Consider the following 23,647-nt stretch of genomic DNA (forward strand, 5'->3'; position numbering starts at 1 on the left):
AACGCGGTCAGCGCAGTCGGCGTCGAATCTGGCTCAGACCCACCGCCGCGAGCAGCACGAGTCCGGTCGCGATGGTCTGATAGAAGGACGGCACGTGGGTGAGGGCCATGCCGTTGGAGAGCGCGCCGAGGATCAGTACGCCGAGAACCGTTCCCGGAACGCCGCCCACGCCGCCCGTGAGGGCCGCCCCGCCGAGAATGACGGCGGTGATCGACTGAAGGTTCGTGTTGATGCCGGCCGTGCCCGAGCCGGTCAGCAGCTGACTGGCGAGGACGACACCGGCCAAAGCCGCCAGCATCGAGCAGAGGACGTAGACCGAGGAGGTCACGGAGTTCACCCGGATGCCGGCGAGCCGGGCCGCCTCCACGTTGCCGCCGACGGCGTAGATGCGTCGACCGTATGAGGTGTACGACAGGACGATGTGAACCACGATCGCGAGACCGACGAACAGCCACACCTGGTTGTTCACACCGAACAGGCCTCGTGAGGTCAAGGCCCCGACATCGGGGTTGGTGAAGGGGATCTGCAATCCGTTGGAGATGACGAGGGCGAGCCCGCCCACCACGGAAAGGGTTCCGAGGGTGGCGATCAAGGGATTGATGCGAGCCCGGGTGATGAGCAAGCCGTTGACCAGCCCGACAACGCCCCCGGCAGCCAGCACGACGACCAGGGCGGGTACGAGGCCGAGCCCGGCATTCGTCAGGAGCGCGAACAGCACGCCCGCCAGAGGGACGACGCCACTGACGGACAGATCGAAGCCACCCGAGATGAGCGGGAGGACCTGTCCGAGGGAGACGAGCCCGATAACAGCCGAGATCGACAGGATGTTGAGGACGTTCGCGGTGCTGAGAAAGTTCGCACTCATGCTCGCGAACACCCCGACGACCACGACGAGGAACCCCACCAATACCAGGAGCTGAGACGAGAGGCGGGGGAGCCGTACACGTCTGGTGGGGCGGATGGAGCTCTCGGTCATTGGATACCTCCGGCGGCTTCGAGGGCGCGGGCTTGATCTGCTCGGGTGGGGAAGGCGATGTCATCGACGATGCGACCGCGGTGCACGATAAGGAGCCGGTCGCACAGGAGGACCGCTTCCTCGATGTCCGAGGTGACCACCAGCTGCGCGGTACCGCCGTCGGCGAGGCCGCGCAGGATGTCGTGGATCTCCTCACGTGCCCCGACGTCGACGCCGCGACTCGGTTCGTGCAGGACGAGAACAGGTGCGTCTGCGAGCAGACGGTTTCCGACCAGCACCTTCTGCTGGTTTCCCCCCGAAAGCTCACCGACGGTCTGGTCGATCGATCGGGCCCGTACCCGCACACGGGTATAGAGATTCTGAGCGACGGCCCTCTCGCGGCGGCGGAGAATCCAGCCCGCACGAGACACGCGGCGCAGGTCGGGCAACGTGAAATTTCGGCGGATCGAGTCGATGAGGACGAGTCCTTGGGACTTCCGATCTGCGGGAACATAGGCGATGCCGGCCCGCCAGCTCTGGCGGGGGTTGCGTAGACGGTTCATCGTGGCGCCGGCCACAGCGATGCGACCGACCGCGTCAGGGTGCAGGCCGCCCAGGGTCTCCGCAAGAGTGTCGGCGCCACTACCGCGGAGCCCGTAAAGTCCGACGATCTCGCCCTCACGCACGACCAGATCAACATCATCGAGAATCGGGGCTTGAGTGCGCCGGAGGCCCCGCACTTCCAGCCGGGGCGGCGCGTCGCTGGAGCGGCGGTCGACCTTCGCCGTCGATGACTGCTCATGGCCGAGCATGTCGGCGATCGCCTGCGAGGGGGTCAGATCCGCGGTGCGACTGGAGCGTACGAGTGCACCGTTGCGCAGGACGTGCACGGTATCGCACGTTGCGAAGACCTCCTCGAGACGGTGGCTGATGAGGATGACGGCGACCCCGGAGGCCGACAGGCGTCCCAGCAGTTCGTGCAGTCGCGCGCTGTCCTCGGACTCGAGCGCGGCGGTCGGCTCGTCGAGGATCAGGATGCGGGCCTGGCGCGTGACGGCTTTGGCGATTTCGACGAGTTGACGTTGCGCGAGCGAGATGTCGGCCATCGGAGTGTCGAGCGGAAGATCGAAGCCGGCGATGTCGGCGTACTTGCGAGCGGCGCGGATCATCGCCGAGGGCGATGTGAACCCGAAGCGCGACGGTGGTGCACCCAGGCTGATGTTCTCGGCGACGGTCAGCGCCGGCACGTAGACGAGTTCCTGGGGGATGAACGACACCCCCGCGGCCAGCGCATCGCGAGGAACGGTGAACCGTACGCCACGGCCGTCCACGGCGATGCCGCCGTCGTCGGGACGCGTCGACCCGGCGATGATCTTGGCGAGGGTCGACTTGCCCGCGCCGTTCTCGCCGAGCAATGCCGTGCGCTCTCCGGCCGCGAGGGAGAAGGTGATGCCGTCCAGCACGACATTCTCGCCGTACCGCTTTGTCACGCCGTCGACGGACAAAACCGGGGTGGGATCCATCGCGTACCTTCCGGGTCGGTGTTGTCGATAGTGGGTCCAGGTTAGGAAGCGGCGACGGGGTCACCTATGTCCAGTTCGCCAGCGTTGTGGCCGAGCGAGTATGCGGGCGCACACTGCGGCGCCTCGCCATGACCCGCTCAGCGCGACTTCAGGGGGCGTCCGGCTGTGCCCGTCCGTAGCGCGCCCTCTGTGACGACCGGCTCCCCGCCGACGATCACGTGACGCACGCCGACTGATGCCTCGATCCTGATCGCACTGGCCCGATCGTTGATGCGATGAGGGTCGAAGACGGTGATGTCCGCGTCGAATCCGGGTGCCACGCGGCCCTTCGTCCGCATCCGCGGTACGAAGGGGGCGAGGATCTCGGCGGGGATCGTCGAGGTGCGCAGGACCGCATCCGGCAGGGACAGTGCGCCGAGGTCGCGCACCAGCCAGCCGAACGTGCGCGCGAACGTTCCGACGCTGCGCGGATGCACGCGCGAACCCTCCGGGAGCGGGCTCCGCCCGGAGAGATAGCGACCGTCGGGGCCGACGATCGGCATGGCATCCGAGGCCACGACTGTTCCCGGCACATCGAAGCTGCGCAGGAGCGTTCTCACGTCGACGGGGTCGTCGCCGTCGAGATAGTCGATCAGACACAGTCCCCCCGGGTCGGTCGCGCGCAAGTGTGCGAGCTCGTCGACGTCACGGACTCGTGTACCCGTCGGAAGGTAGGTGATGGCGGAGGCCTCGATGCCGAGGCGGTCGAGGCGGTCGGGGGCGAGAAAGGCGGCGCCGATCCCCGTACTGGACATCGTGTAGGGGTAGGCCTCCGTCGTGATCTGGTTGCCCCGCGATTGCGCCTTCGTCACGGCGCGGGCGACATCGTCGATGCGTCGCAACGAGGTGCTGTTGATGTGACACATGTGCATACGGGCTCCGCTGCCTGCGGCGGCAGCGATCACCTCGAGTGCCCCGTCGACGGATGAGCCCGGTTCCTGATTGGACATCTGACGCGAGTGCGTGAAGACCGCTACTCCGGCCGACTCGGCGAGCTCAGCCACGCGGAAGTACTCCTCACGGCCTGAGGCGGGTGCATAGCCGAGGAGTACCCCGATCCCGATGGCGCCCTGACTCACCGCATCGGCGAGCACACCGATGATCGAGTCCACCTCTGCCCGGGTCGCGATCCGATGCCACGCAGGCAGCCGCTGGTTGCGTTGGAAAACTTCCATGGCGGTGGTCAGCGTGCCGTCCTCAGCGGGGGTGGGAAGAGGGATCCCCGCCATGACATGCATGCGGGCGACGGCCCACGAAGCGGCGAACCCGAAGTTGATCGGGCGACCCTCGGTGACGGCGGCGGCGTACTGCGCCTGCACCGGAAGAGTGCCCGATTCGAGGTCCAGTGCCGTAGTGACGCCGTCGAGCGCCTGGAATCCGAGTCCGATAGGTGTCTGAGCATGACTGTGCAGGTCGATGAACCCGGGTGCGACGACAAGCCCGCGCGCGTCGATCGTGGAGCGTGCCGTCGCGGAGACCTGGCCGACGGCGATGATCCTGCCGTCACGAACGGCGACATCGGCGATGCCGTCCTGCGCGGATCGCGGGTCGACGACGCGCCCCCCGCGGATGACGATATCGGCGGGAGCCGGAGTGTGTGCGGCGTCTTCGGGTGTCATATGTGAGCCTCCACCACAAGGATGCGCAGACACGCTCCTTGGAGCGATGTGCAACCGGCCAGCGTTGGCCGGCGAACACTGTTCAGGCCATGGTGTCGCGCGCGGGAGCACGTCGTCGAGAATGAGGGTTCCGAGCGAAGGAAGAGGTGCCTCATGGGGGCCGCGGAGGACATTCAGGCCGAGATCGCGCGTATCGCTGACGAGTTCAGCGGCGAGATCAGTGTGGCGGCGACCAATCTCCGTACCGGTGAGCACGTGGAGTTCAATTCGCGCGAAGCGTTCCCCGCGTCCAGCGTCATCAAGGTGCCGATCCTCGTGACGCTCTTTCACCGAGCCGAACGGGGTGCGGTGCACCTGGACCGCCGCCTGACGATGCACGAGGAGGACCGCGTGCCCGGCTCCGGGGTCCTGAAGCTGCTGTCGGGCGGTCTGACACTGACGGTCGCCGACGCGGCTGCCCTCATGATCGCCGTGAGCGACAACACGGCCGCGAACCTGGTCATCGATCAGCTCGGCGGGATCGCTGAGGTCAATCGGGCGATGACCGAGCTCGGACTGCACAGCATCCGGTTGAAGAACAGGCTCGATTTCGACGTCATAGGTCGCGACATCGCTCACCTGGGCGTGGCGAGCACGAACGACCTCGACACTCTCGCCCAAGCCATAGCTCACCGGACGGCTTTCTCGCCGGCCGTGTCCGAGGCGTGCGAGAAGCTGCTGTCGCAGCAGCAGTATCTCGACCAGGTGCTGCGGTACGTGAGCGTGGCACCGTATGCGGAGGAGCTTCGCATCGTTCAGCCCGTTGTATCGGCCAGCAAGACCGGGTTCTACCCCGGGGTACGTAATGACATGGGCATCGTCCGGTTCCGTGGCACGGGGTTCACGTACGCTGCCTGCACGCGGGGGTCGGACGATACGCTCTTCGCGCCCGAGGACGAGGGCGAAGTCACCAACGGACGCATCGGCCACCTGCTCCTGCGGCACTGGTGGCCTGAGGACGCCGGTCCGGCCCCCGTCGCGGATTCCCCGTATTTGCGGCGCGGAGGCGGCTCGATGAGGTCGTCGACATGAGCGCGTCTGCGGGGGTGCCGCTCAACAAGGTGCTCGGCGAGCTGGGGACGACCGTGGTTGAACTGGCGCTCGGACGTGTACAGCCGACCTCGACGGTGTCGTCGGTGACGATCTTCGATCCGTTGGATCCCTCGCTGATCATCCCCGGTTCCCTCGTGCTCGGGGTGGGTGTCGCGGGTGGCGAACCCACGCTCGAGCTCGTGCGCCAGCTGGCGGAGCGCAGAGCGGCAGCCCTCGTCCTGCGCGAGCCGGTATCCGTGGACCGCGATGCGGCCGCCGTCCTCGATAGTGCGGGGGTCCCGGTCATCGGTCTCGTGCGCGGCGTGCCGTGGAATCAGATCGCCGCGGCCGCGACATTGGCGATCTCGCGCCAAGCGATCGACGGCTTCGGCGACGACACGGACATCATCGGCGAAGCGACCGATCTGCGCTCGCTCGCCAACTCCGTCGCGGCCCTCCTCGATGCCGCGGTGACCATCGAGGACGTCAACTCCCGCATCGTGGCGTTCTCCTCCGGCGAGCAGAAGACCGATAAATCGCGACGGGCGGCGGTACTCGGACAGCGGGTGCCGGAGTCCTCCCAGCAGCGTCTGCGTGACGCGGGGATCTTCCACCGCGTCTACGCCGAGCCGCTTCCGATCTTCATCAAGCCGGGAGACGTCTACGAGCGCGGCCGAGCCGTCGTTCGGGTGACCGCGGGAGATTCTCTGCTGGGGTCCATCTGGGCGGTGGTGGACGAGCCGCTCGACGCGAGCCGTCAGCGCGTGATGGTGGAGGCTGCGAGGATCGTCGCCGTCCAGATGCTGCGGGAGCGAGTCGAGGCGGATGCGTCACGTCGGCATCGACGGCGCCAGCTCGCGGCCCTCCTGAACGGCGGTGACCAGGCGCGGAGCGCGGCGACCGAGCTGGGCCTGCGCTCGCGAAAGTACATCGTCTTCGGCGTCTCCTCGGTAGACGGAGGAACCGACGATCCGGCCGACATCGTGCGAATGGAGCGCATCAGCCGGACATTCGAACTGCACCTCGTGACCTACCACCCGCACAGCCTCGCCGGTTCGGTCGGCGACATCGTCTACGGCATCCTGCCGGTGGACGAGGAGCACGGGGCCGAGGGGGCGTACCTCTCGGCGGTGGGCACGGCGTTCGTCGCTCAGCGTGCAACCCGCCTTCCGGTTCGGCTGGGAATCGGTGAATCCGTTCGCGACATCGGCGATCTGCACCGCTCCAAGGCTGGTGCCGATCGTGTGCTGCGCGTCATCGGGCTTCGTGAGCGGGGTGCGTACCGCATCGACGAGGTGCGACACGACGTCATGCTCGCCGAGATGAAGGATCGGTGGACGGACGAGCAGAGCTCTCTTCTGCACCAGGTCGATCAGCTCACGGATTGGGACGCCGTCCACGGGACGCAGCTGCTGCTCACCCTCGACCGATATCTCGAGAACTTCGGCGACGTGCGTGCGGGAGCAGAGGAACTCATCGTGCACCCGAACACCTTCCGACTGCGGCTCCGCCGCATCCAGGAACTCCTCGGCGTCGACCTGGACAACCCCGATGACCGCTTCAATCTCATGCTCCAGCTCCGATTGCGGCGACTGTGATGGCATCCTCATCCGGTCAACGGCCGGAGGCGACGATCACCGCCGGCAGTGGTGCGGAGCGTTGGGTCGATGTGGACCTCGACGCGATCGCCGACAACGTCGCCGCGGTCGCGCGGTGGGTGGCACCTGCAGCGGTCATGGCGGTGGTCAAGGCGGACGCTTACGGGCACGGCGACGTGCAGGTGGCCCGCGCGGCCCTTCGAGCGGGCGCTGACACGCTGGGGGTCGCCCACGTCGAGGAAGCGTTGAAGCTCCGACGCGCCGGCATCGGCGCGCCGGTCCTGGCATGGCTCCACACGCCGCGCACCGACATGACGGGAGCCGTGAGAGCCGCTGTCGACCTCGGCGTCTCCTCTTTGGCGGAGTTGCACTCGGTGGCCCGCACGGTCGAGACGGCGGGCGGCCGCGCAGGAGTGCACCTCAAGGTCGACACGGGGCTCGGACGCAACGGAGCCTCGCCCGCCGACCTGGACGAGATCCTCGGTTGGGCCGCGGCCTACGAGGCGCAAGGGCGCATCGAGGTGAAGGGGATGATGTCGCACCTTTCGGCCGCGGAGGATCCCGAGCAGGACGAGAGGACGCGTGCGCAGGCACGGACGTTCGTTGCGACGGTCGAGCTCGCCCGTCGCCACGGCATCCGGCCGCACCGTCGGCATATCGCCAACACGGCAGCGGCCCTTCGTCACCGCGAGCTGCACTTCGACATGGTCCGGCTGGGGCTGGGCACCTACGGGCTGTCTCCCCTGGGGGTGAACGCGCGCGAGCCCATCGACCTGCGTCCCGCCCTTTCGGTCTCGACCGTCCTTTCGAGCGTGCGCGTCCTTCCCGCTGGCCACGGGATCTCCTACGGCGCCCAGTTCGTGACATCGAGACCGACCCGAATCGGGCTCGTCCCGCTCGGATACGGAGACGGTTTGCCTCGAACAGCCGACGGCATGAGCGTTCTCATCGGCGGGGCCACCTTCCCGGTGCGGGGGAGGATCGCCATGGATCAGCTGGTCGTCGACCTCGGGCCTGCGGAATCAGCCGTCCCGGTCGAGGTCGGTGACACCGTCACGGTGCTCGGGGGTTCTCGGGGACAGTCCGCCGCGCGATGGGCGCAGGCAGCGTCCACCATCCCGTACGAGGTCGTCACGGGACTGTCGGTACGCGGTCCTCGCCTCCACTCCCACCTGCGCGCCCCGGACCCCGCGGAGTGAGGGCCGCTCAGCCGGTGTTCTGCAGACCGGCGGCCACGCCGCTGACCGACAGCAACAGCAGGCGCTGGTGCTCGGGATCGGTCTTGGGGGCGTCGGCGGGTGCGTCGCGCAGAGCCCGCAGGGCCCGCAGCTGCAGAAGCGACAGCGCGTCGACGTACGGGCTGCGCATCTTCACCGCGCGCTGCAGCACGGGCTTGTTGCCCAGCAGCCCGCCGCCGGTGATCCGCTCGACCCACGAGCGGGTCAGGAGCATCTCGTCCATCACGAGACCGGCGAGGTCGTCGCGGTCGCCGAGAGCGAGGTACCGACGCGCGATGCGCTCGTCGGCCTTCGCCAGGCTCATCGCGACGTTATCGATCATCGTCCGGAACAGCGGCCACTGCTCGTACGCCTCGCGCAGACGCTGCTCGTCACCGACGGCATCGAGCGCCGTTCCGAGGCCGAACCACCCGGCGAGGTTGATGCGGGCCTGGGTCCACGAGAACACCCACGGAATCGCGCGGAGGTCTTCGAGCGACTCGACCGACAGGCCGCGGCGCGCCGGGCGCGAGCCGAGCGCGAGGTGCCCGAGCTCTTCCATCGGAGTGACGGTGGCGAACCACGGCGCGAAGCCGGGGGCCTTCACCAGGGCGAAGAACCGTTCGCGTGACGCGACGTCCATCGTGGCGGCGACGTCGGCGAACGCTTCGGCCGCCCCGCGGTTGCGGCGTTCGATCGAGGGGGAGGATGCCGTGAGCACCGCGGCCGCGACCTGATCGATGTGGCGCATCGCGATGTCCGGGTCGCCGTAGCGGGCGAAGATGACCTCGCCCTGCTCGGTGAGCTTGAACCGGCCGTCGACCGAGTGCGGCGGCTGCGCGAGGATCGCGGAGTTCGCCGGACCGCCGCCGCGCCCGAGGGCGCCGCCGCGGCCGTGGAAGAGGGTCAGCTCGATGCCCTCGGCCTCGGCCCACGTCGAGATCAACGCCTGGGCCTCGTACAGCGCGAGGTTCGCGGCGACGGGGCCGACGTCCTTCGAGGAGTCGGAGTAGCCGAGCATCACTTCGAGGCGGCGACCCGTGGCATCCAGTCGACGGACGAAAGCGGGGTGCGAGACGATCTCGGCGAGGATGCCGGGAGCGGCCTGCAGGTCGGCGAAGGTCTCGAACAGCGGGATGACGTCGAGCACCGGCGGCTGCTCGCCCGGGCCCATCGCGTACGACGCGAGCTCGTGCACGGCGGCCAGGTCGTCGGCGGACTGCGTGAACGACACGATGTACCGGCCGGCGGCGCGCGGCCCGAAACGCTCCTGCACGTAGGCGATCGAGCGGAAGACCTCGAGCACTTCTTCGGTCTGCTCGCTGCGCTCGCCGCCGGCGCGGAGCTCGGCGAGGACCTTCGCGTGCACGGCCGAGTGCTGGCGCACCTCGAGCTCGGTCAAGTGGAAGCCGTACGTCTCGACCTGCCAGACGAGGCGCTGGAGCGAACCGTAGGCCTGGCGTGCGGCGCCGGCCGCGACGAGGGAGTCCTGCACCGTGCGCAGATCGGCGAGCAGGTGCTCGGGATCGCGGTAGGCGAGGTCGGCGTTGCGCGTGCGCGTCGCGGCGATCTTGCGGGCCAGGAGCAGCAGGATGCGGCGGTGCGGCTCGTCGGGGGAGCGCTCGGCGATCTCGGCCGCGGCGTCTTCGTCGGCGGCGCGGAGGCGGTGCCACAGCGCAACCAGCGCGTCGCTCGGCGGGGTGGTCTCGGCATCCAGCGTCAGTCCGCGACCCACGCGCTGCGTCGTGCGCTCGAGGCCGATCAGCACGTGCTCGCTCGCGATCGCGGCGGCCTTGCGGGTGACGGATGCCGTGACGAAGGGGTTGCCGTCGCGGTCACCGCCGACCCAGGAGCCGACGCGCACGAAGGGCTTCACGATCGGCGCGCGGGCACCGGCGTTCTCGCCCTGCAGGATGTCGTCGATGCGGCGGTACACCCGTGGGACGGCGGTGTAGAGCGTCTCGTCGAAGACCGCCATGACCGAGCGCACCTCGTCGACCGGTGACGGCTTCTCGCGGCGGAGGGGCGCGGTGCGCCACAGCGTGTCGATCTCCTCGAGCATGCGGCGCTCGGTGCGCCGGGTCTCGGTGTCGTTCTCGCCGGCGTCGTCGTGCTCGGCGAGCAGCTCGGACAGCCGGCGGATGCTCGTGGAGATCGCGCGGCGGCGGGCCTCGGTGGGGTGCGCGGTGAAGACCGGGTGGAACCGCAGCGCCTGCAGACGCGCCAGCGCGCCCTCCTCGCCGATCTCGCTCGACAGGCGCTCGAAGGCCGTCGCGATCGTGTCGGGGGTGCCGCCGCGCGACGGACGGTCGCCGCGCTCGCGGAGCACGCGCACACGCTGGTGCTCCTCGACGAGGTTGACGAGGTGGAAGTACGCCGTGAAGGCGCGCGCCACTTCGTCGGCGCGGGCGATCGAGAAGCCGTCGGCGATCGCCGCAGCCCGCTCGAACGCCTCGGGCGTCTCGTCGGTGTAGGCCTGGATCGTCGCCGTCCGCAGTTTCTCGACGTCGTCGTAGAGGCCGGGGGAGCCGCTCTCGCGAAGCACGCGGCCCAGGAGCGAGCCGAGCAGACGCACGTCGGCGCGCATCTGTTCGGGGAGTTCTTGGCCTGCTTCGAAGCGGCCCACGAGGTCGATGGCCTCGGTCGGGGTCAGTTCACGCACACGCCCCAGAGTAGTTGCGTCACGTTGCGGCCATGTCACGCGGGCCGTTCCGTGCCGTTCCGGCGGTCACAACGCAGGAGATTCTCCGGGCTCTGGCGAGGGATGCCGCAGGATTTCGGGCCGTTCGTGCGTCAGCATCCCGCATTCTCCTGCGTTGTGTCCCCGTATCGGGCGGCACAACTCCGGCTGCCCGAGCGCGGTCGAGCGCTCCGGGCGTCGGCGCCCCCGGATCTGCAGGAGTTGTGCCTGCCGCGGGACCGCGCGGCACGGGGGCGGGGCATACTCGGGGGCAGCGGCTCCGACCGTGCCGCAGGAGGAGGGACCGTGAGCGACGACGCGCTGCGCGAGGCCGCCGAGACGATGCGCGCGGTGCGGGAACGCTGCGCCTGGACGCAGACGATCGACCATCGCGACCTCGTGCCGTACCTCGTCGAGGAGAGCGCCGAGGTGATCGACGCGGTCGAGTCCGGGACGCGCGCGGACCTCCGCGAGGAACTCGGCGACCTGCTCTGGCAAGTGCTGTTCCACGCCGAGATCGCCGCCGGCGACCCCGACGAACCGTTCGACATCGACGACGTGGCTCGCGGCCTCACCGAGAAGATGGTGCGCCGGCATCCGCACGTCTTCGGTGACGCCGTGGCATCCACTCCCGAAGAGGTGCTGGTGCACTGGAACGCGGCGAAGGCCGCCGAGAAGCGCGAGCGCACGAGTGTGCTCGACGGCGTCAGCGACCACATGCCTTCGCTCGCCCTGGCGCAGAAGGTGCTCGGCAAGGCGGCGCAGGTCGGGGTGACCGCGGGCCGCGCGCCCCTGGCGCCCACGACGGAGTCCGAGCTCGGCGACGCGCTGCTCGCCCTCGTGCAGCTCGCTCGCGAGCACGGCTGGGATGCCGACCGCGCGCTGCGCTCCCGTCTCCGCCACCTGTCCGCCGAGGTGCGGGTGTCTGAGGCGCGCCAGATCACGTGATCTGGCCGAGGTCACGCCTTGCGACGCGCCATAACGGGTGCTGTCGGCGAGTTCACGTGATCTGGCGCCCCACCCGCCCGGACGGACGCGGCGCTCGAGGACTGGAACAATGGGAGCGTGGCATCCGTGAACCCGCCGCGCGGCATGCGCGACTTCCTCCCCGCTGACAAGGCCCGACGCGAGCGCGTGCTCGCCGTGATCCGCGAGCGTTACCGCGCGCACGGCTTCGACGAGATCGAGACCCCCGTCGTCGAGGAGTACGCGCGTCTGCACGCCGGGATCGGCGGCGACAACGAGAAGCTGTCGTTCAGCGTCCTCAAGCGCGGACTGGATGCCGAGGCGATCCGCGCCGCAGCCGAGGACCCGGCGGCGCTCGCCGACCTGGGTTTGCGCTACGACCTCACGGTTCCGCTCGCCCGGTTCTACGCCACCCACCGCGCGTCGCTGCCCTCGGTGTTCCGCGCGATCCAGATCGCACCGGTGTGGCGCGCCGAGCGCCCGCAGAAGGGGCGCTACCGCCAGTTCGTGCAGTGCGACATCGACATCATCGGCGACGCCACCGCGCGTGCCGAGGCCGAGCTCATGACGGCGAGCCTCGACGTGCTCGACGCCCTGGGACTCGAGGGCGGCACGATCCGCGTCAACGACCGTCGCGCGCTGGACGCGATGCTCGACGTCTTCGGGTTCGCCCCCGACGAGCGCCCGGGCGTGCTCATCACGATCGACAAGCTCGACAAGATCGGCGCCTCCGGCGTCGTGGCCGAGCTGCGGGGGCGTGGCGCCTCGGCGCCCGCGGTCGACGCTTTCGCCGCGTACCTCGACCGGCCGCACTCCGACGCCGCGGGGTTCGACGCCGTCGGTATCCGTGCGGCCCTGCCCGACGGCATCCCGGACAAGATCGTCGACCACCTCGTCGCGCTCGGCGAGACGGTCGCGGCCGCGCGCGGCGGCGACGTCCCCCTGCGGTTCGACCCGTTCCTCGTCCGCGGTATGGGGTACTACACCGGCACGATCTTCGAACTCGCCCACCCGAGCGTCGACTACTCGCTGGGTGGCGGCGGGCGCTACGACGGCATGATCGGCCGCTTCCTCGGCCAGGACGTGCCGGCGGTCGGCTTCTCGATCGGCTTCGAGCGCATCGTCGACCTGCTCCCGGATGCCGAGAGCGCGGGCGACCACGCCGTGGTGCTGGTCCACGACCGCGATGTCCCCCTCGTCGACCTGGTGAGTCTGAAGACGGTGCTCGTGGGCGAAGGACGTCGGGTGCGACTGGAGCAGCGCACCAAGAACCTCAAGGCGCTGCTGGAGCGCGCCACCGCAGACGGATACACCGCCTTCGCGACGGTCGGGAGCGCGACTACGCGCGAGAGTCTCGAGATCAAGCCGCTCGGCTGACCCGACGCAGCCCCGCCGGCGGGCGTCGCGCCCTCACGCCACCGCGCTGATGAGCGCTTGCTCGGGATGCTCGGCCGCGAGTCGTTCCAGGCGCGCCGCCGTCCCGGCATCCCGCGGGGCGAACCACACGACGCGAGACCCCAGGCCCTCGTCGACCCACACGCTGGACATCTCCAGGTGGAGTTCGCCGACGCGGGCGCTGACGAGGTGCTTGACGGCGTGCGGCTCGCCGCCGACGTCACCGCGGCTCCACAGCTCCGCAAAGCGCGGCGAGGCGGCTTCGAGGTCGGCGATGAACCGCTGCCACGCCGGTTCGTCGTGGTGTCGCCCGTACGCCGAGCGCAGTCGCGCGGCCATGCGCCGCTGCGCATGATCGAGGTCGACGTGCGAGCGCTGCCAGGTCTCGTCGGTGAACAGCAGCACGGCGCAGTTCCGACGCGCGGTCGGCATCTCGTCGAGGTCGTCGAAGAGGTAGCGGTACGCCCGGTTGTAGGCGCGGATCTCGAAACGCGAGGTCTGCAGCGCCGCGGGGTAGGGGAGGAGCTTCTCGAGCAGATCGAGGTGGGGTGTCTCGACGCAGGCCCGCGCCGCGCGTTCGGGTCGGGGGAGGTCGGCGAGGGCGAACAGGTGGTCGCGCTCATCGTCGGTGAGTCGAAGGGCGCGGGCGATCGCGGCGATGACCTGGACGGATGCCGCGATCGGGCGGCCCTGCTCGAGCCACGTGTACCAGGTCAGACCCACACCGGCGAGCTGCGCGACTTCTTCGCGGCGCAGTCCCGCGACGCGGCGACGTGCACCGTCCGGAAGTCCCACGTCGGACGGCTGCAGTCGCGCTCGTCGACTGCGCAGGAACGCGGCGAACTCCGCGCGCGTCTCGTCGGATCGGGTCATGACGTCTCCTTCCGCCGCGAGCCTAGGCTTCGGCGTGCTCTCCGGAGGGGCTCAGGGTGTTGCTCCGACTACCAGGATCAGGAGACTCCTGGTACCAGGATGCGGCACCCTCCATGCTGGCACCATGACGACCTCCGCACACCCCGCCAGCGGCACCCTGCCCGTCCCCACGGTCCCGGGCGTCGAGGCGGTCCCGACGTGGCGCTACGTCGGGTTCCTGCTCGGCCCCGGCGTCGGCACGTTCGCCTTCAACGCGGTCACCGTCATCCTGCCCACACTGCGCGACCGCTTCGGCGCGGACGATGTCTCGCTCGAACTCGTCATCGCGGGTTACGGCATCCCGTTCGCCGTCCTGCTCATCCTCGGCGGACGTCTGGGCGATCGTTTCGGCCGCCACCGTCTGTACACCGTCGGCATGGGGCTGTTCCTCGTCTCCGCCGTGGCCTGCGCGCTCGCGCCGTCCGTGTCGACCCTCATCGCCGCGCGCGTCGTCCAGGGCGTGGGAGCCGCGCTGTGCACCCCGCAGGTCCTCGCGACGATCCAGGCGACCTCGGGTGGCGCCGCCCGCACACGCGCCATCGCGGCGTTCGGCGCGAGCGGCGGCATCGGATCCGCCGTCGGCCAGGTCGCGGGCGGCGCGCTCGCCGCGACGAGCTTCGGCGTGGTGGACGGCTGGCGCGCGGTGTTCGTCGTCGTGGCGCTGGTGGCCGCGGCGGCGATCGCGCTGGCGCCCCTCGCGCCGCGGAGTCGGTCGCACGAGCACGTGGCGATCGACCTCGTCGGCACGGCCGCGCTGGGCATCGGCATCCTGGCCGCGTCCGTCGCGCTGACCTTCGGCCCGGCGTGGGGCTGGTCGTGGCCGGTGTACGTCGTGCTGCTCGTCGCCGCGGTCGCGTTCGTGGCGATGTGGCGGCACCAGGACGCCGTGGAGCGCAGCGGTCGCGTGCCGCTGCTGCCCCCGAGCGTTCTGCGTCTGCGCCCGCTGCAGCTCGGGCTGCTGTCGGCGGCGCTGTTCTTCGCCGGATACTCGGCGCTCCTCTACGTCTTCCCGCGCGCGGTGGAGGCGGGCGGCATGACGTCGCTGCAGGCGGGCCTGGCGCTGCTGCCGTTCGCCGTGGTGTTCGCGGTCGTTTCGCTCACGGTCGCGCGCGTGCAGGCGCGGCTCGGTGACGCGACCCTCGCGTGGGGCGTCGCTCTGCAGCTCGTCGCGCTGCTGGCGATGACGGCGACGGTGGTTCTCGCGTGGGGATCCGACATCGGGCTGTGGCTGCAGCCGGCGCTCGTGCTCCTCGGTGCGGGGCAGGCGCTCATCTTCTCGCCGCTGACGCAGCTCGTCGTGCGCGAGGTTCCGGTGCGAGCCGCGGGGCTGTCGGGCGGCATGTTCAGCACGGCCCAGCAGATCGCGCTCTCGTTCGGCGTCATCGTGATCGGCGGGGTCGTGTCGTTCACGCACGTCGAGGGCCGCGACGAACTGCTCGCCGGACTCGCGCTCGACATCGTCCTCGCGGTCGCGGTGCTCGTGCTCGCGCTCGTGCTGCGGGCGCGGGGCCGGCGGCGCGTGGAGGTCTGAGCCGGGCGCGGGCCCTGAGCCCGACGCCTGAGCCCCCCCCCGGCCCTGCCCACCGCACGGACGTCACCCGCCGTTCACCCCGCCGCGATGGACTGACGCCATGCGCAGGCGTCGGCCGATCACCGTCACCGTCGCGTCGTCGGTCGCGGTGCTGGGCACGGCGGCGGTCGGGGTGCGCACCCTCATCGCGCGACAGGCCGCGATCGCGCGTCGGCGCATCGGCAAGCCCCTGGGGGAGCACGCTCTGGATGCCGATCGCGTGTGGCGCCGCAAGAAGCACCCGGGTCCGCCGGTCGAGCTCCTGCTGCTCGGGGATTCGATCGCGGCGGGTCTGGGCGCCGGTCACCGACGCGACACGTTGGGGGCGCGGCTCGCGAAGGGCATCGCCGGCGCGGAAGGCCGGCCGGTGCGGCTGCGGACGGCCGCGGTGGTCGGGTCTGAGAGCTCGGCGCTCGCGAGCCAGCTTGCGGCGGTTCCGCCGGACTACCGGGCCGACGTCGCGGTGATCGTCGTGGGCGGCAACGACGTGACGCACCGCATCCCGGCATCCCGTGCCGCGGAACAGCTCGAGGTGATCGTGCGCGCGCTGCGCGACGCGGGCGTGCCCGTGGTGGTCGGCACGTGCCCCGACCTCGGCACGCTCCGCGCGATCCCGCAACCGCTACGCGCCCTGGCGGCGCGGTCGTCGCGGCAGCTCGCGGCAGCCCAGGCGGCGGCCGTGCACCGCGCCGGCGGCCGCGTCGTCCCCCTCGCGCGGGCCGTCGGGCCGGTGTTCGCCGAACGCCCGGACGAGATGTTCAGCGTCGACCGCTTCCACCCCAGCGCCCTGGGTTACCGCCGTACGGCCGAAGCGCTGCTGCCCGCCGTGCTCGCCGGCCTCGGGGCGGCGGCGGTCCCGGTCGGCGGTCGAAACTCCTGAGTTCCGCACGGCGGGCCGGGCGGCGACGCCGCTGCCCGGCGGAACCGGCCGACGATTCAGGAGTTTCGCACGCGAGGCCGGGCGACCGAACCCGCCGCGGTTCCGGCAAACGCATAGCCGCCCGGCCTACCGTGACCGCACGCCTCCTCTGCACGTTCTCCTGACCATCTGGCACGCCGATCCCGTCGCGATCGGCGTGATCGTCGTGGCATCCGTCGCGTATGCCTCGGCCGTCGTGCGCCTCCGTCGCCGCGGAGAACACTGGCCCGCGCTGCGTACGATCGGGTTCTTCGTGCTCGGGCTCGCGCCGTACGCCGTGATCGAACTGGGCTTCCTGGGCGTGTACTCGTCGCAATTGCGGTGGGCGTTCTCGACGCGCATCGCGCTGTTGATCTTCGCCGTCCCGGCCGGCATCGCCGCCGGTCGCCCCCTCGATCTGCTCGCCCGCGTGAGCGGCGAGATCGGCCGGGGTCGCCTCCAGCGGCTGCTGTCGACGCGGTTCGTGCGGATCACCGGCAACGCGATGGTCGCCACCGTCGTGATCGCCGCCGTGTTCTGTCTGTTCCTGACGCCCCTCGCCGGCGTCCTGCGCGTGACCCCCGTCGTCGAGGCGTCGCTCGGCATCGTCGTTCCCCTCGTGGGGCTGGCGATGGTGCTGCCGATGATGGCCCTCGGCGCCGTCCACACCGGCACGTTCATCGCGATCGAGTTCCTCCTCGCGTTCGTCGAGCTCCTCATCGACTCCGTGCCCGGTTTGCTCCTCCGCCTGAACGACACGGTGCTCGACCTGATCCCGGATGCCGCCCGAGCGGTGTCGTGGTGGCCGACGACGCTGCACGACCAGCACCTCGCCGGCGACCTGATCTGGTTCATCGCCGAATTCGCCGACGTGCCGATCCTCGTCATCCTGCTGATCCGCTGGATGCGTACCGACCGTGTCGAGGCGAAGAGCTTCGACGACCTGTCCGACGAGGAGTACGACGCGATGACCCGCGCGCACCTCGACGGACGCCGTTGACCCGCGCTCTCCGGCTCGCCAGGCTGGGGGAGTGCCCACACACGACGACGTCGACGGCTTCCTGACCGACACCCTGATCGGGGCCGATCCGATCCTGGATGCCGCGCTCGCCGCGCAACACGAGGCGGGGCTCCCCGCGATCGAGGTGTCGCCGGTCGCTGCGAAACTCCTGCATCTCCTGGTGCGCATCAGTGGGGCGCGACGGGTACTGGAGATCGGCACGCTCGGCGGATACTCCACGATCTGGCTCGCGCGGGCGCTGCCCGAGGGTGGTCGCGTGGTGACGATCGAGGCCGAGGAGCGCAACGCCGGCACCGCCCGCGCCAACCTGGCGCGGGCGGGCGTCGCCGACCGCGTCGAGGTGCGCATCGGGCGCGGCACGGACGTCCTCCCGACGCTCGCGGGCGAGGAACCGTTCGACCTCGTGTTCGTGGATGCCGACAAGGAGTCCAATCCCGCTTACCTCGACTGGGCCGCGCGTCTGGGCCGCCCCGGCACCGTCGTCGTGCTCGACAACGTCGTGCGGGCCGGCGAGGTCGCGGATCCGGCCCCGGGTGACACGAAGGTCGCGGGCGCGCGAGCGGGCGTGGTGATGCTCGGCGAGGACCCGCGCTTCGACGCCACCGCCCTGCAGACACTCGATCGCAAGGGTTGGGACGGCTTCGCCCTCGCGGTGCTGACGGACGCCGTGGCATCCGGGGTCGGTCCGGCGTCGCCGTGATCGCCACACGAACGGCGCCCCGACCCGACCCCACGGGCGACGACCGCGGTCACTAGACTCGACCCTGGACCGACGACGCTCCGCCCTCTTTCCACCAGAACCAACGAGGAGTCCTTCGTGGCACTTATCGAGGCTGTCAACGCGCGCGAGATCCTGGATTCGCGCGGTAACCCGACCGTCGAGGTGGAGGTGCTCCTCGACGACGGCATCGTCCAGCGGGCGGCCGTCCCCTCCGGCGCGTCCACCGGCGCGTTCGAGGCCTACGAGCTGCGCGACGGCGACAAGAGCCGTTACAGCGGCAAGGGCGTGCTGAAGGCCGTCGCCGCGGTCGTCGACGAGCTCGGCCCGGCCATCGAGGGTGTGGAGGCCAGCGAGCAGCGCATCATCGACGAGATCCTCATCGACACCGACGGCACCGAGAACAAGTCGCGCACGGGTGCCAACGCCATCCTCGGCGTCTCGCTCGCCGTCGCCAAGGCCGCCGCCGACAGCGCCGACCTGCCCCTGTTCCGCTACCTCGGCGGCCCGAACGCGCACCTGCTGCCCGTGCCGCTGTTCAACGTCATCAACGGTGGCGAGCACGCCGACAACGGCATCGACTTCCAGGAGTTCTTCCTCGCGCCCATCGGCGCCGAGACCTACGGCGAGTCGCTGCGCTGGGGCACCGAGGTCTACCACGTCCTCAAGGGCGAGCTGAAGTCCGCGGGCTACAACACCGGTCTCGGCGACGAGGGCGGCTTCGCTCCCGACCTGCCCAGCAACCGCGAGGGCCTCGACTTCCTCATCCGCGCGATCGAGAAGGCCGGCTTCACCCCCGGTAAGGACATCGCGGTCGGTCTCGACGTCGCCGCGACCGAGTTCTACAAGGACGGCGTGTACACCGTCGAGGGCAAGGCGTGGAGCGTCGACGAGCTCGTCGACTACTTCGCCGACCTCGTCGCGAACTTCCCGATCGTCACGATCGAGGACGCCCTCGCCGAGGACGACTGGGACGGCTGGAAGAAGCTCACCGACGCGATCGGTTCGAAGGTTCAGCTCGTCGGCGACGACCTGTTCGTCACGAACCCGAAGCGCCTCCAGCAGGGCATCGACCTGGGCGTCGCCAACTCGCTGCTGGTGAAGGTCAACCAGATCGGCACGCTGTCCGAGACCCTGGATGCCATCGCTCTGGCGACCCGCTCGGGATACACGTCGATGCTGTCGCACCGGTCCGGTGAGACCGAGGACACCACGATCGCCGACCTCGCCGTCGCGGTCAACGCCGGCCAGATCAAGACCGGTGCCCCCGCGCGCAGCGAGCGCGTCGCGAAGTACAACCAGCTGCTCCGCATCGAGGAAGACCTCGGCGGCGCCGCGGTCTTCGCAGGCCGCTCGGCGTTCCCCCGCTTCCAGGGCTGATCGTCACCGCGTGAGAAGGGGGAGCCGTAAGGCTCCCCCTTCGTCGTTCCCGGCCGGCTCCGTGGATGCCATGACCCCGGCGCGTCACCGGGGCGCACGCCCGCACCGACATAGACTCGGCTACCGCCCGTGGCGCGCGCCCGACGCAACGTGAGGAAGGAGACGTCGTGGAACGACCGACGCTCCCCTCGTCCCGCGGGCGCAACGAGGCCCCGGCCTCCGGCGCCGCGAAGGTCCGCCGCTCCCGAAACCGCTCGGGGTCGGCATCCGCGACGGCGCCGGCCTCCGGGGGCTCCAGACCCCCGCGTGCGCGTCGCGTCGACGTCCGCGAGTGGCTGGGCGGACTCCGGATCTCGGGCTTCGTGGTCATCATGCTCGGGCTCGTCGTGCTCGGGACCTTCGTGCTCGTGCCGACCGTCGGCACCTACATGGACCAGCGCCAGCAGATCCAGGCGCTGCAGAGCGCCGTGGCCCTCAGCCAGAGCGAGGTCGCCGATCTGCAGTCCCAGCGTGAGCGCTGGTCGGACCCCGCCTACATCACCACTCAGGCGCGCGAACGCCTGTACTACACGCTGCCCGGCGAGGTCGTGTACCTCATCGACGACGACCTGCCCGCCTCGGAGGCGCCGCAGGAGCAGCAGGACGTGTCGGCCGACGTCGGCCAGACGCGCACCGACTGGATGTCGCAGCTGGTGCGCTCGGTGACCTCCGCCGGCGCGGCCCAGGTGGTCGCCCCCGCGATCGGCGTGCCGGATCCGGCGCCCGACGCCTCGCCCGCCCCCTGAGCGCGCGAGGGCGACGGACGCTCCCCGCGGACGGCCGCGGGGTCGCCGGGTACCCTGGGAGACGATGAGCACCTCGCCCCTGCCCCCCGCCTCCGACGCCGACCTCGACGTGCTGCAGTCGCAGCTGGGTCGTGTGCCGCGCGGCGTCATCGGTATCGCGGCGCGTTGCGTGTGCGGCAACCCCACGGTCGTGGCCACTTCTCCGCGCCTGGACGACGGCAGCCCGTTCCCCACCTTCTACTACCTCACGCATCCCGCCGCCACGGCCGCGATGTCGGTGCTCGAGGCCGGTCACGTCATGAAGGAGTTCGCCGACGAGCTCGCCGACGACGAAGAGCTCCGTGCCGCCTACACCGCGGCGCACCAGGCATACCTCCGCGATCGCGCGGCCTACGGCGAACCCGAAGAGATCGCCGGCATCTCCGCCGGAGGGATGCCGACCCGGGTCAAGTGCCTCCACGCGCTCGCCGGTCACTCCCTGGCCGCGGGGCCGGGTGTGAACCCCATCGGCGATCGCGCTCTCGCGAGGGGGACATGGTCGCCCGAGCGGTGCGAGTGCGAGACGCCCGGAGCGGGCGGGTGAGACGCGTCGTCGCGGCCGTGGCATCCGTCGTTCTGGGCGTGGTGCTGCTGACGGGCGCGACGACGGGGCCGGTTCCGGAGGACCCGACCGATCCGGTCCGCGCCGCGGAGTACTGGCTCGACCAGTACGGCATCCGGGACGCCTGGAAGACCACGCGCGGGGCGGGCCAGAAGATCGCCGTCATCGACACCGGCATCGCACGCGGACCGGTGGAGTTCTCGGGCGCCGTGGCAGCGGGCACCGATGTGTCGGGAGTGGGCGCGGCGGACGGGCGGACGCCCGTCGGCGCCGTCGACTCCAACCATGGCAGTTGGGTGGCATCGCTCGCGGCCTCGCGCGGAACGGGGAACGGACGCGGCATGATCGGGGTCGCGCCCGACGCCGAACTGTTGTCGGTCTCGGTCGGTTTCGGCGCGGTGACCTCGAAGCCCTTCACCGAGCAGATCGTCGACGCCATCCACTGGTCGGTCGATCAGGGTGCGACCGTCATCAACATGTCGCTGACGACGAACACGTTGGACTGGGACCCCAGCTGGGACGAGGCGTTCCAGTACGCCTTCGACCACGACGTCGTCGTGGTGGTGGCGGCAGGCAACCGGGGGAGTGGGACATCGCGTGTCGGCGCCCCCGCCACGATCCCCGGTGTGCTGGCGGTCGGCGGGGTCGACCCCTCGGGCACCGCGAGCAACGACGCCTCGACGCAGGGCATCACGATCGGCCTCTCGGCCCCGAGCGAGCGCCTGCTCGGCGTCTCGGCCGACGGCACGCTCGTGCAGTGGAACGGGACGAGCGGGGCCGCCCCGATCGTCTCGGGGATCGCTGCCCTGGTGCGCGCCGCCCATCCCGACCTGGATGCCGACAACGTGCTGAACCGGCTGATCCGGACCGCCAAGCCCGCGCCGGGGGCGGGATCGGGGCAGAACGCGCTCTACGGCTACGGTCTGGTCGACGCGGCGGCCGCGGTGTCGGCGACCGTCCCCTCGGTGTCGTCCAATCCGCTCGGTGATCTGGCCGAATGGGTGCGTCTGTATCGCCGTGCCGACGCCCCCGCGCCCTCCGGCGAGCCGACCACGGCGCCGGTGGAGATCCCGCCCCTGCCGCCGGTCGATTCCGCTCCGCGAGCGGCGTCGCCCCTGCTCCCCACGCGCGACAGCCTGCTGTACGGCACGCTGCCGCTCGCGGGAGGCACCCTCGCCGCTATAATGATCACGCTCGGCGTCAGTGCTGCTGCCCGGCGAATCCGACAGGCGCGCACATCTCGCGAGCCGAGCCGCACCACAAACCAGGAGTCTCTTCCATCGTGACCAGCACCGTGCCCAAGATCCTCATCGTCGGCGGAGGCTACGCGGGTTTCTACACCGCCTGGAAGCTCGAGAAGCTCCTCGGCCGCAACGAGGCCGAGGTCACTCTCGTCGACCCGCTGCCCTACATGACGTACCAGCCGTTCCTCCCCGAGGTGGCCGCCGGTGAGATCGAGGCCCGTCACGTCGTGGTCGGTCTGCGTCGTCACCTCAAGCGCACCACGGTCATCGCGGGCAAGATCACGGGCATCCAGCACGCGTCCAAGACCGCGACGATCACCCCGATCGCGGGCGACGAGTCGTGGCAGCAGGAGTACGACCACATCGTCGTCACCGCGGGCGCCGTGTCCCGCACGTTCCCGATCCCGGGCATCGCCGACAACGCCATCGGCCTCAAGACGATCGAAGAGGCCGTCGCGATCCGCGATCGCCTGACGTCGAACTTCGAGAAGGCGTCCGTGCTCCCGGCCGGCCCCGAGCGCGACCGTCTGCTGACCGTCGTCGTCGTCGGCGGCGGCTTCGCGGGCATCGAGGTGTTCGCCGAGCTCCGCGCCTACGCGTCGTCGCTGCTGAAGCAGTACCCGACGCTCGCGTTCGACGACACGCACTTCCACCTCATCGAGGCCATGGGGCGCATCATGCCCGAGGTGTCGCAGAAGACGAGCGAGTGGGTGCTGGCCGACCTCGCGAAGAAGGGTGCGTTCGTGCACCTCGACACGCAGGTCAAGGGTGCCGTCGACGGCGTCATCGAGCTTTCCACGGGCGAGCAGCTGCCGACCGACCTCATCATCTGGACCGCGGGTGTCATGGCCAACCCGACCGTCGTGCGCGGCAGCGACCTGCCCGTCGAGGAGCGCGGCCGCATCCGCACCCGCCCCGACCTGCGCGTCGGCACCGACGACGAGATCGTCGAGGGCGCGTGGGCTGCCGGCGACGTCTCGGCCGTGCCCGACCTGTCCGGCGGTGGAGTGGGCGGCTTCTGCGTCCCCAACGCCCAGCACGCGGTGCGCCAGGGCAAGCTCATGGCAAAGAACCTGGTGGCGGTGCTGCGCGGCGAGGAGCCCAAGCAGTACTTCCACAAGAACCTCGGCGCCGTCGCGGGCCTCGGCCTGTACAACGGTGCGTTCCAGTCCGGAAAGTTCGCCCTCACGGGTCTGCTCGCCTGGTTCGCCCACCGCGGGTACCACGGCCTCGCCATGCCGACGTGGGAGCGCAAGTTCCGCGTCGTCGGCGACTGGGTGCAGAACTTCTTCCACGGCCGCGAGACCGTGTCGCTCGAGGCCGTGCAGAACCCGCGCGCCGCTTTCGAGGAGTTCGCCGCCCGTCCGCGTCCGGCGCAGCCCGCGGCCGAGGCTCTCGCCGACTCGAAGCCCGAGAAGGTCGGCGCCGCCAGCTGACGTTCCGACCCAGACCCCC

General features: G+C 70.4%; 19 protein-coding genes. 14 read left to right on the forward strand and 5 right to left on the reverse strand.

The features are described 5' to 3' along the window. Positions 1–7: 7 nt before the first annotated feature. The 3 genes from AC3E6M_RS06665 to AC3E6M_RS06675 form a co-directional block, all read right to left on the reverse strand. A complete protein-coding gene (locus tag AC3E6M_RS06665) occupies positions 8–976 on the reverse strand; it encodes an ABC transporter permease (RefSeq protein ID WP_490529423.1) in 969 nt (322 codons plus the stop codon). Next, the gene (locus AC3E6M_RS06670) at positions 973–2,478 is read right to left on the reverse strand and encodes a sugar ABC transporter ATP-binding protein (protein ID WP_490529424.1); all 1,506 of its coding nucleotides are present in this window, start codon (positions 2,476–2,478) and stop codon (positions 973–975) included. Before AC3E6M_RS06670 ends, AC3E6M_RS06665 begins: the two co-directional genes overlap by 4 nt. Before the next feature lie 137 nt (positions 2,479–2,615). Next, on the reverse strand, positions 2,616–4,136 hold the full coding sequence (locus AC3E6M_RS06675) for an amidohydrolase family protein (RefSeq protein WP_490529425.1): 1,521 nt from the start codon (positions 4,134–4,136) through the stop codon (positions 2,616–2,618). A gap of 153 nt (positions 4,137–4,289) precedes the next feature. Between AC3E6M_RS06675 and AC3E6M_RS06680 the strand changes: the two genes are divergently transcribed. From AC3E6M_RS06680 to alr, 3 genes are read left to right on the forward strand one after another with little or no spacing between them, the layout of a single operon-like run. After that, positions 4,290–5,207: a serine hydrolase gene (locus AC3E6M_RS06680; RefSeq protein ID WP_171024163.1), complete on the forward strand. Its 918-nt coding sequence runs from the start codon at positions 4,290–4,292 to the stop codon at positions 5,205–5,207. Continuing rightward, positions 5,204–6,805: a helix-turn-helix domain-containing protein gene (locus AC3E6M_RS06685; RefSeq protein WP_138172782.1), complete on the forward strand. Its 1,602-nt coding sequence runs from the start codon at positions 5,204–5,206 to the stop codon at positions 6,803–6,805. Before AC3E6M_RS06680 ends, AC3E6M_RS06685 begins: the two co-directional genes overlap by 4 nt. Beyond that, positions 6,805–8,004, forward strand: coding sequence for an alanine racemase (gene alr / locus AC3E6M_RS06690; protein WP_490529426.1), 1,200 nt, complete (start codon positions 6,805–6,807; stop codon positions 8,002–8,004). Before AC3E6M_RS06685 ends, alr begins: the two co-directional genes overlap by 1 nt. 7 nt (positions 8,005–8,011) lie before the next feature. On the opposite strand, the gene AC3E6M_RS06695 is transcribed toward alr, so the two are convergent. Next, complete coding sequence (locus AC3E6M_RS06695; RefSeq protein ID WP_138172784.1) at positions 8,012–10,684, reverse strand: phosphoenolpyruvate carboxylase; 2,673 nt, start codon at positions 10,682–10,684, stop codon at positions 8,012–8,014. A 360-nt stretch (positions 10,685–11,044) separates the two neighbouring features. On the opposite strand from AC3E6M_RS06695, the gene AC3E6M_RS06700 reads away from it, so the two are divergent. Both AC3E6M_RS06700 and hisS read left to right on the forward strand, forming a co-directional pair. Next, a complete protein-coding gene (locus AC3E6M_RS06700; RefSeq protein ID WP_490529638.1) occupies positions 11,045–11,650 on the forward strand; it encodes a nucleoside triphosphate pyrophosphohydrolase in 606 nt (201 codons plus the stop codon). Between the two features lie 144 nt (positions 11,651–11,794). Next, positions 11,795–13,045 carry a histidine--tRNA ligase gene (hisS, locus tag AC3E6M_RS06705; protein ID WP_490529639.1) on the forward strand — a complete coding sequence of 417 codons (1,251 nt, stop codon included), beginning with the start codon at positions 11,795–11,797 and terminating at the stop codon, positions 13,043–13,045. A gap of 33 nt (positions 13,046–13,078) precedes the next feature. Here hisS and AC3E6M_RS06710 read toward each other — a convergent pair whose 3' ends face one another. Beyond that, on the reverse strand, positions 13,079–13,936 hold the full coding sequence (locus AC3E6M_RS06710; protein WP_138172786.1) for a helix-turn-helix transcriptional regulator: 858 nt from the start codon (positions 13,934–13,936) through the stop codon (positions 13,079–13,081). A 124-nt stretch (positions 13,937–14,060) separates the two neighbouring features. On the opposite strand from AC3E6M_RS06710, the gene AC3E6M_RS06715 reads away from it, so the two are divergent. From AC3E6M_RS06715 to AC3E6M_RS06755, 9 genes are all read left to right on the forward strand, one after another. Then, positions 14,061–15,506 carry an MFS transporter gene (locus AC3E6M_RS06715; RefSeq protein WP_490529427.1) on the forward strand — a complete coding sequence of 482 codons (1,446 nt, stop codon included), beginning with the start codon at positions 14,061–14,063 and terminating at the stop codon, positions 15,504–15,506. A gap of 100 nt (positions 15,507–15,606) precedes the next feature. Next, complete coding sequence (locus AC3E6M_RS06720) at positions 15,607–16,425, forward strand: SGNH/GDSL hydrolase family protein (protein WP_138172788.1); 819 nt, start codon at positions 15,607–15,609, stop codon at positions 16,423–16,425. 205 nt (positions 16,426–16,630) lie between these two features. Continuing rightward, the gene (locus tag AC3E6M_RS06725) at positions 16,631–17,443 is read left to right on the forward strand and encodes a cytochrome c oxidase assembly protein (protein WP_490529428.1); all 813 of its coding nucleotides are present in this window, start codon (positions 16,631–16,633) and stop codon (positions 17,441–17,443) included. Positions 17,444–17,474: 31 nt separating this feature from the next. After that, entirely contained in the window at positions 17,475–18,164 is a 690-nt protein-coding gene (locus tag AC3E6M_RS06730) for an O-methyltransferase (protein ID WP_490529429.1), read from the forward strand. A 117-nt stretch (positions 18,165–18,281) separates the two neighbouring features. After that, positions 18,282–19,562 carry a phosphopyruvate hydratase gene (gene eno / locus AC3E6M_RS06735; protein ID WP_138172791.1) on the forward strand — a complete coding sequence of 427 codons (1,281 nt, stop codon included), beginning with the start codon at positions 18,282–18,284 and terminating at the stop codon, positions 19,560–19,562. Between the two features lie 167 nt (positions 19,563–19,729). Next, positions 19,730–20,347, forward strand: coding sequence for an FtsB family cell division protein (locus tag AC3E6M_RS06740; RefSeq protein WP_490529430.1), 618 nt, complete (start codon positions 19,730–19,732; stop codon positions 20,345–20,347). Positions 20,348–20,411: 64 nt separating this feature from the next. Then, positions 20,412–20,930, forward strand: coding sequence for a DUF501 domain-containing protein (locus AC3E6M_RS06745; RefSeq protein WP_138172792.1), 519 nt, complete (start codon positions 20,412–20,414; stop codon positions 20,928–20,930). Then, entirely contained in the window at positions 20,927–22,234 is a 1,308-nt protein-coding gene (locus AC3E6M_RS06750) for a S8 family serine peptidase (protein WP_252370885.1), read from the forward strand. The genes AC3E6M_RS06745 and AC3E6M_RS06750 overlap by 4 nt, the downstream gene beginning before the upstream one ends. 8 nt (positions 22,235–22,242) lie before the next feature. After that, positions 22,243–23,628 (forward strand): NAD(P)/FAD-dependent oxidoreductase, encoded by a 1,386-nt coding sequence (locus AC3E6M_RS06755; RefSeq protein ID WP_490529640.1) that lies wholly within the window; start codon positions 22,243–22,245, stop codon positions 23,626–23,628. Positions 23,629–23,647: the final 19 nt, after the last annotated feature.

The organism is Microbacterium sp. SCPM-O-B-15248 (M128), from assembly GCF_058214835.1.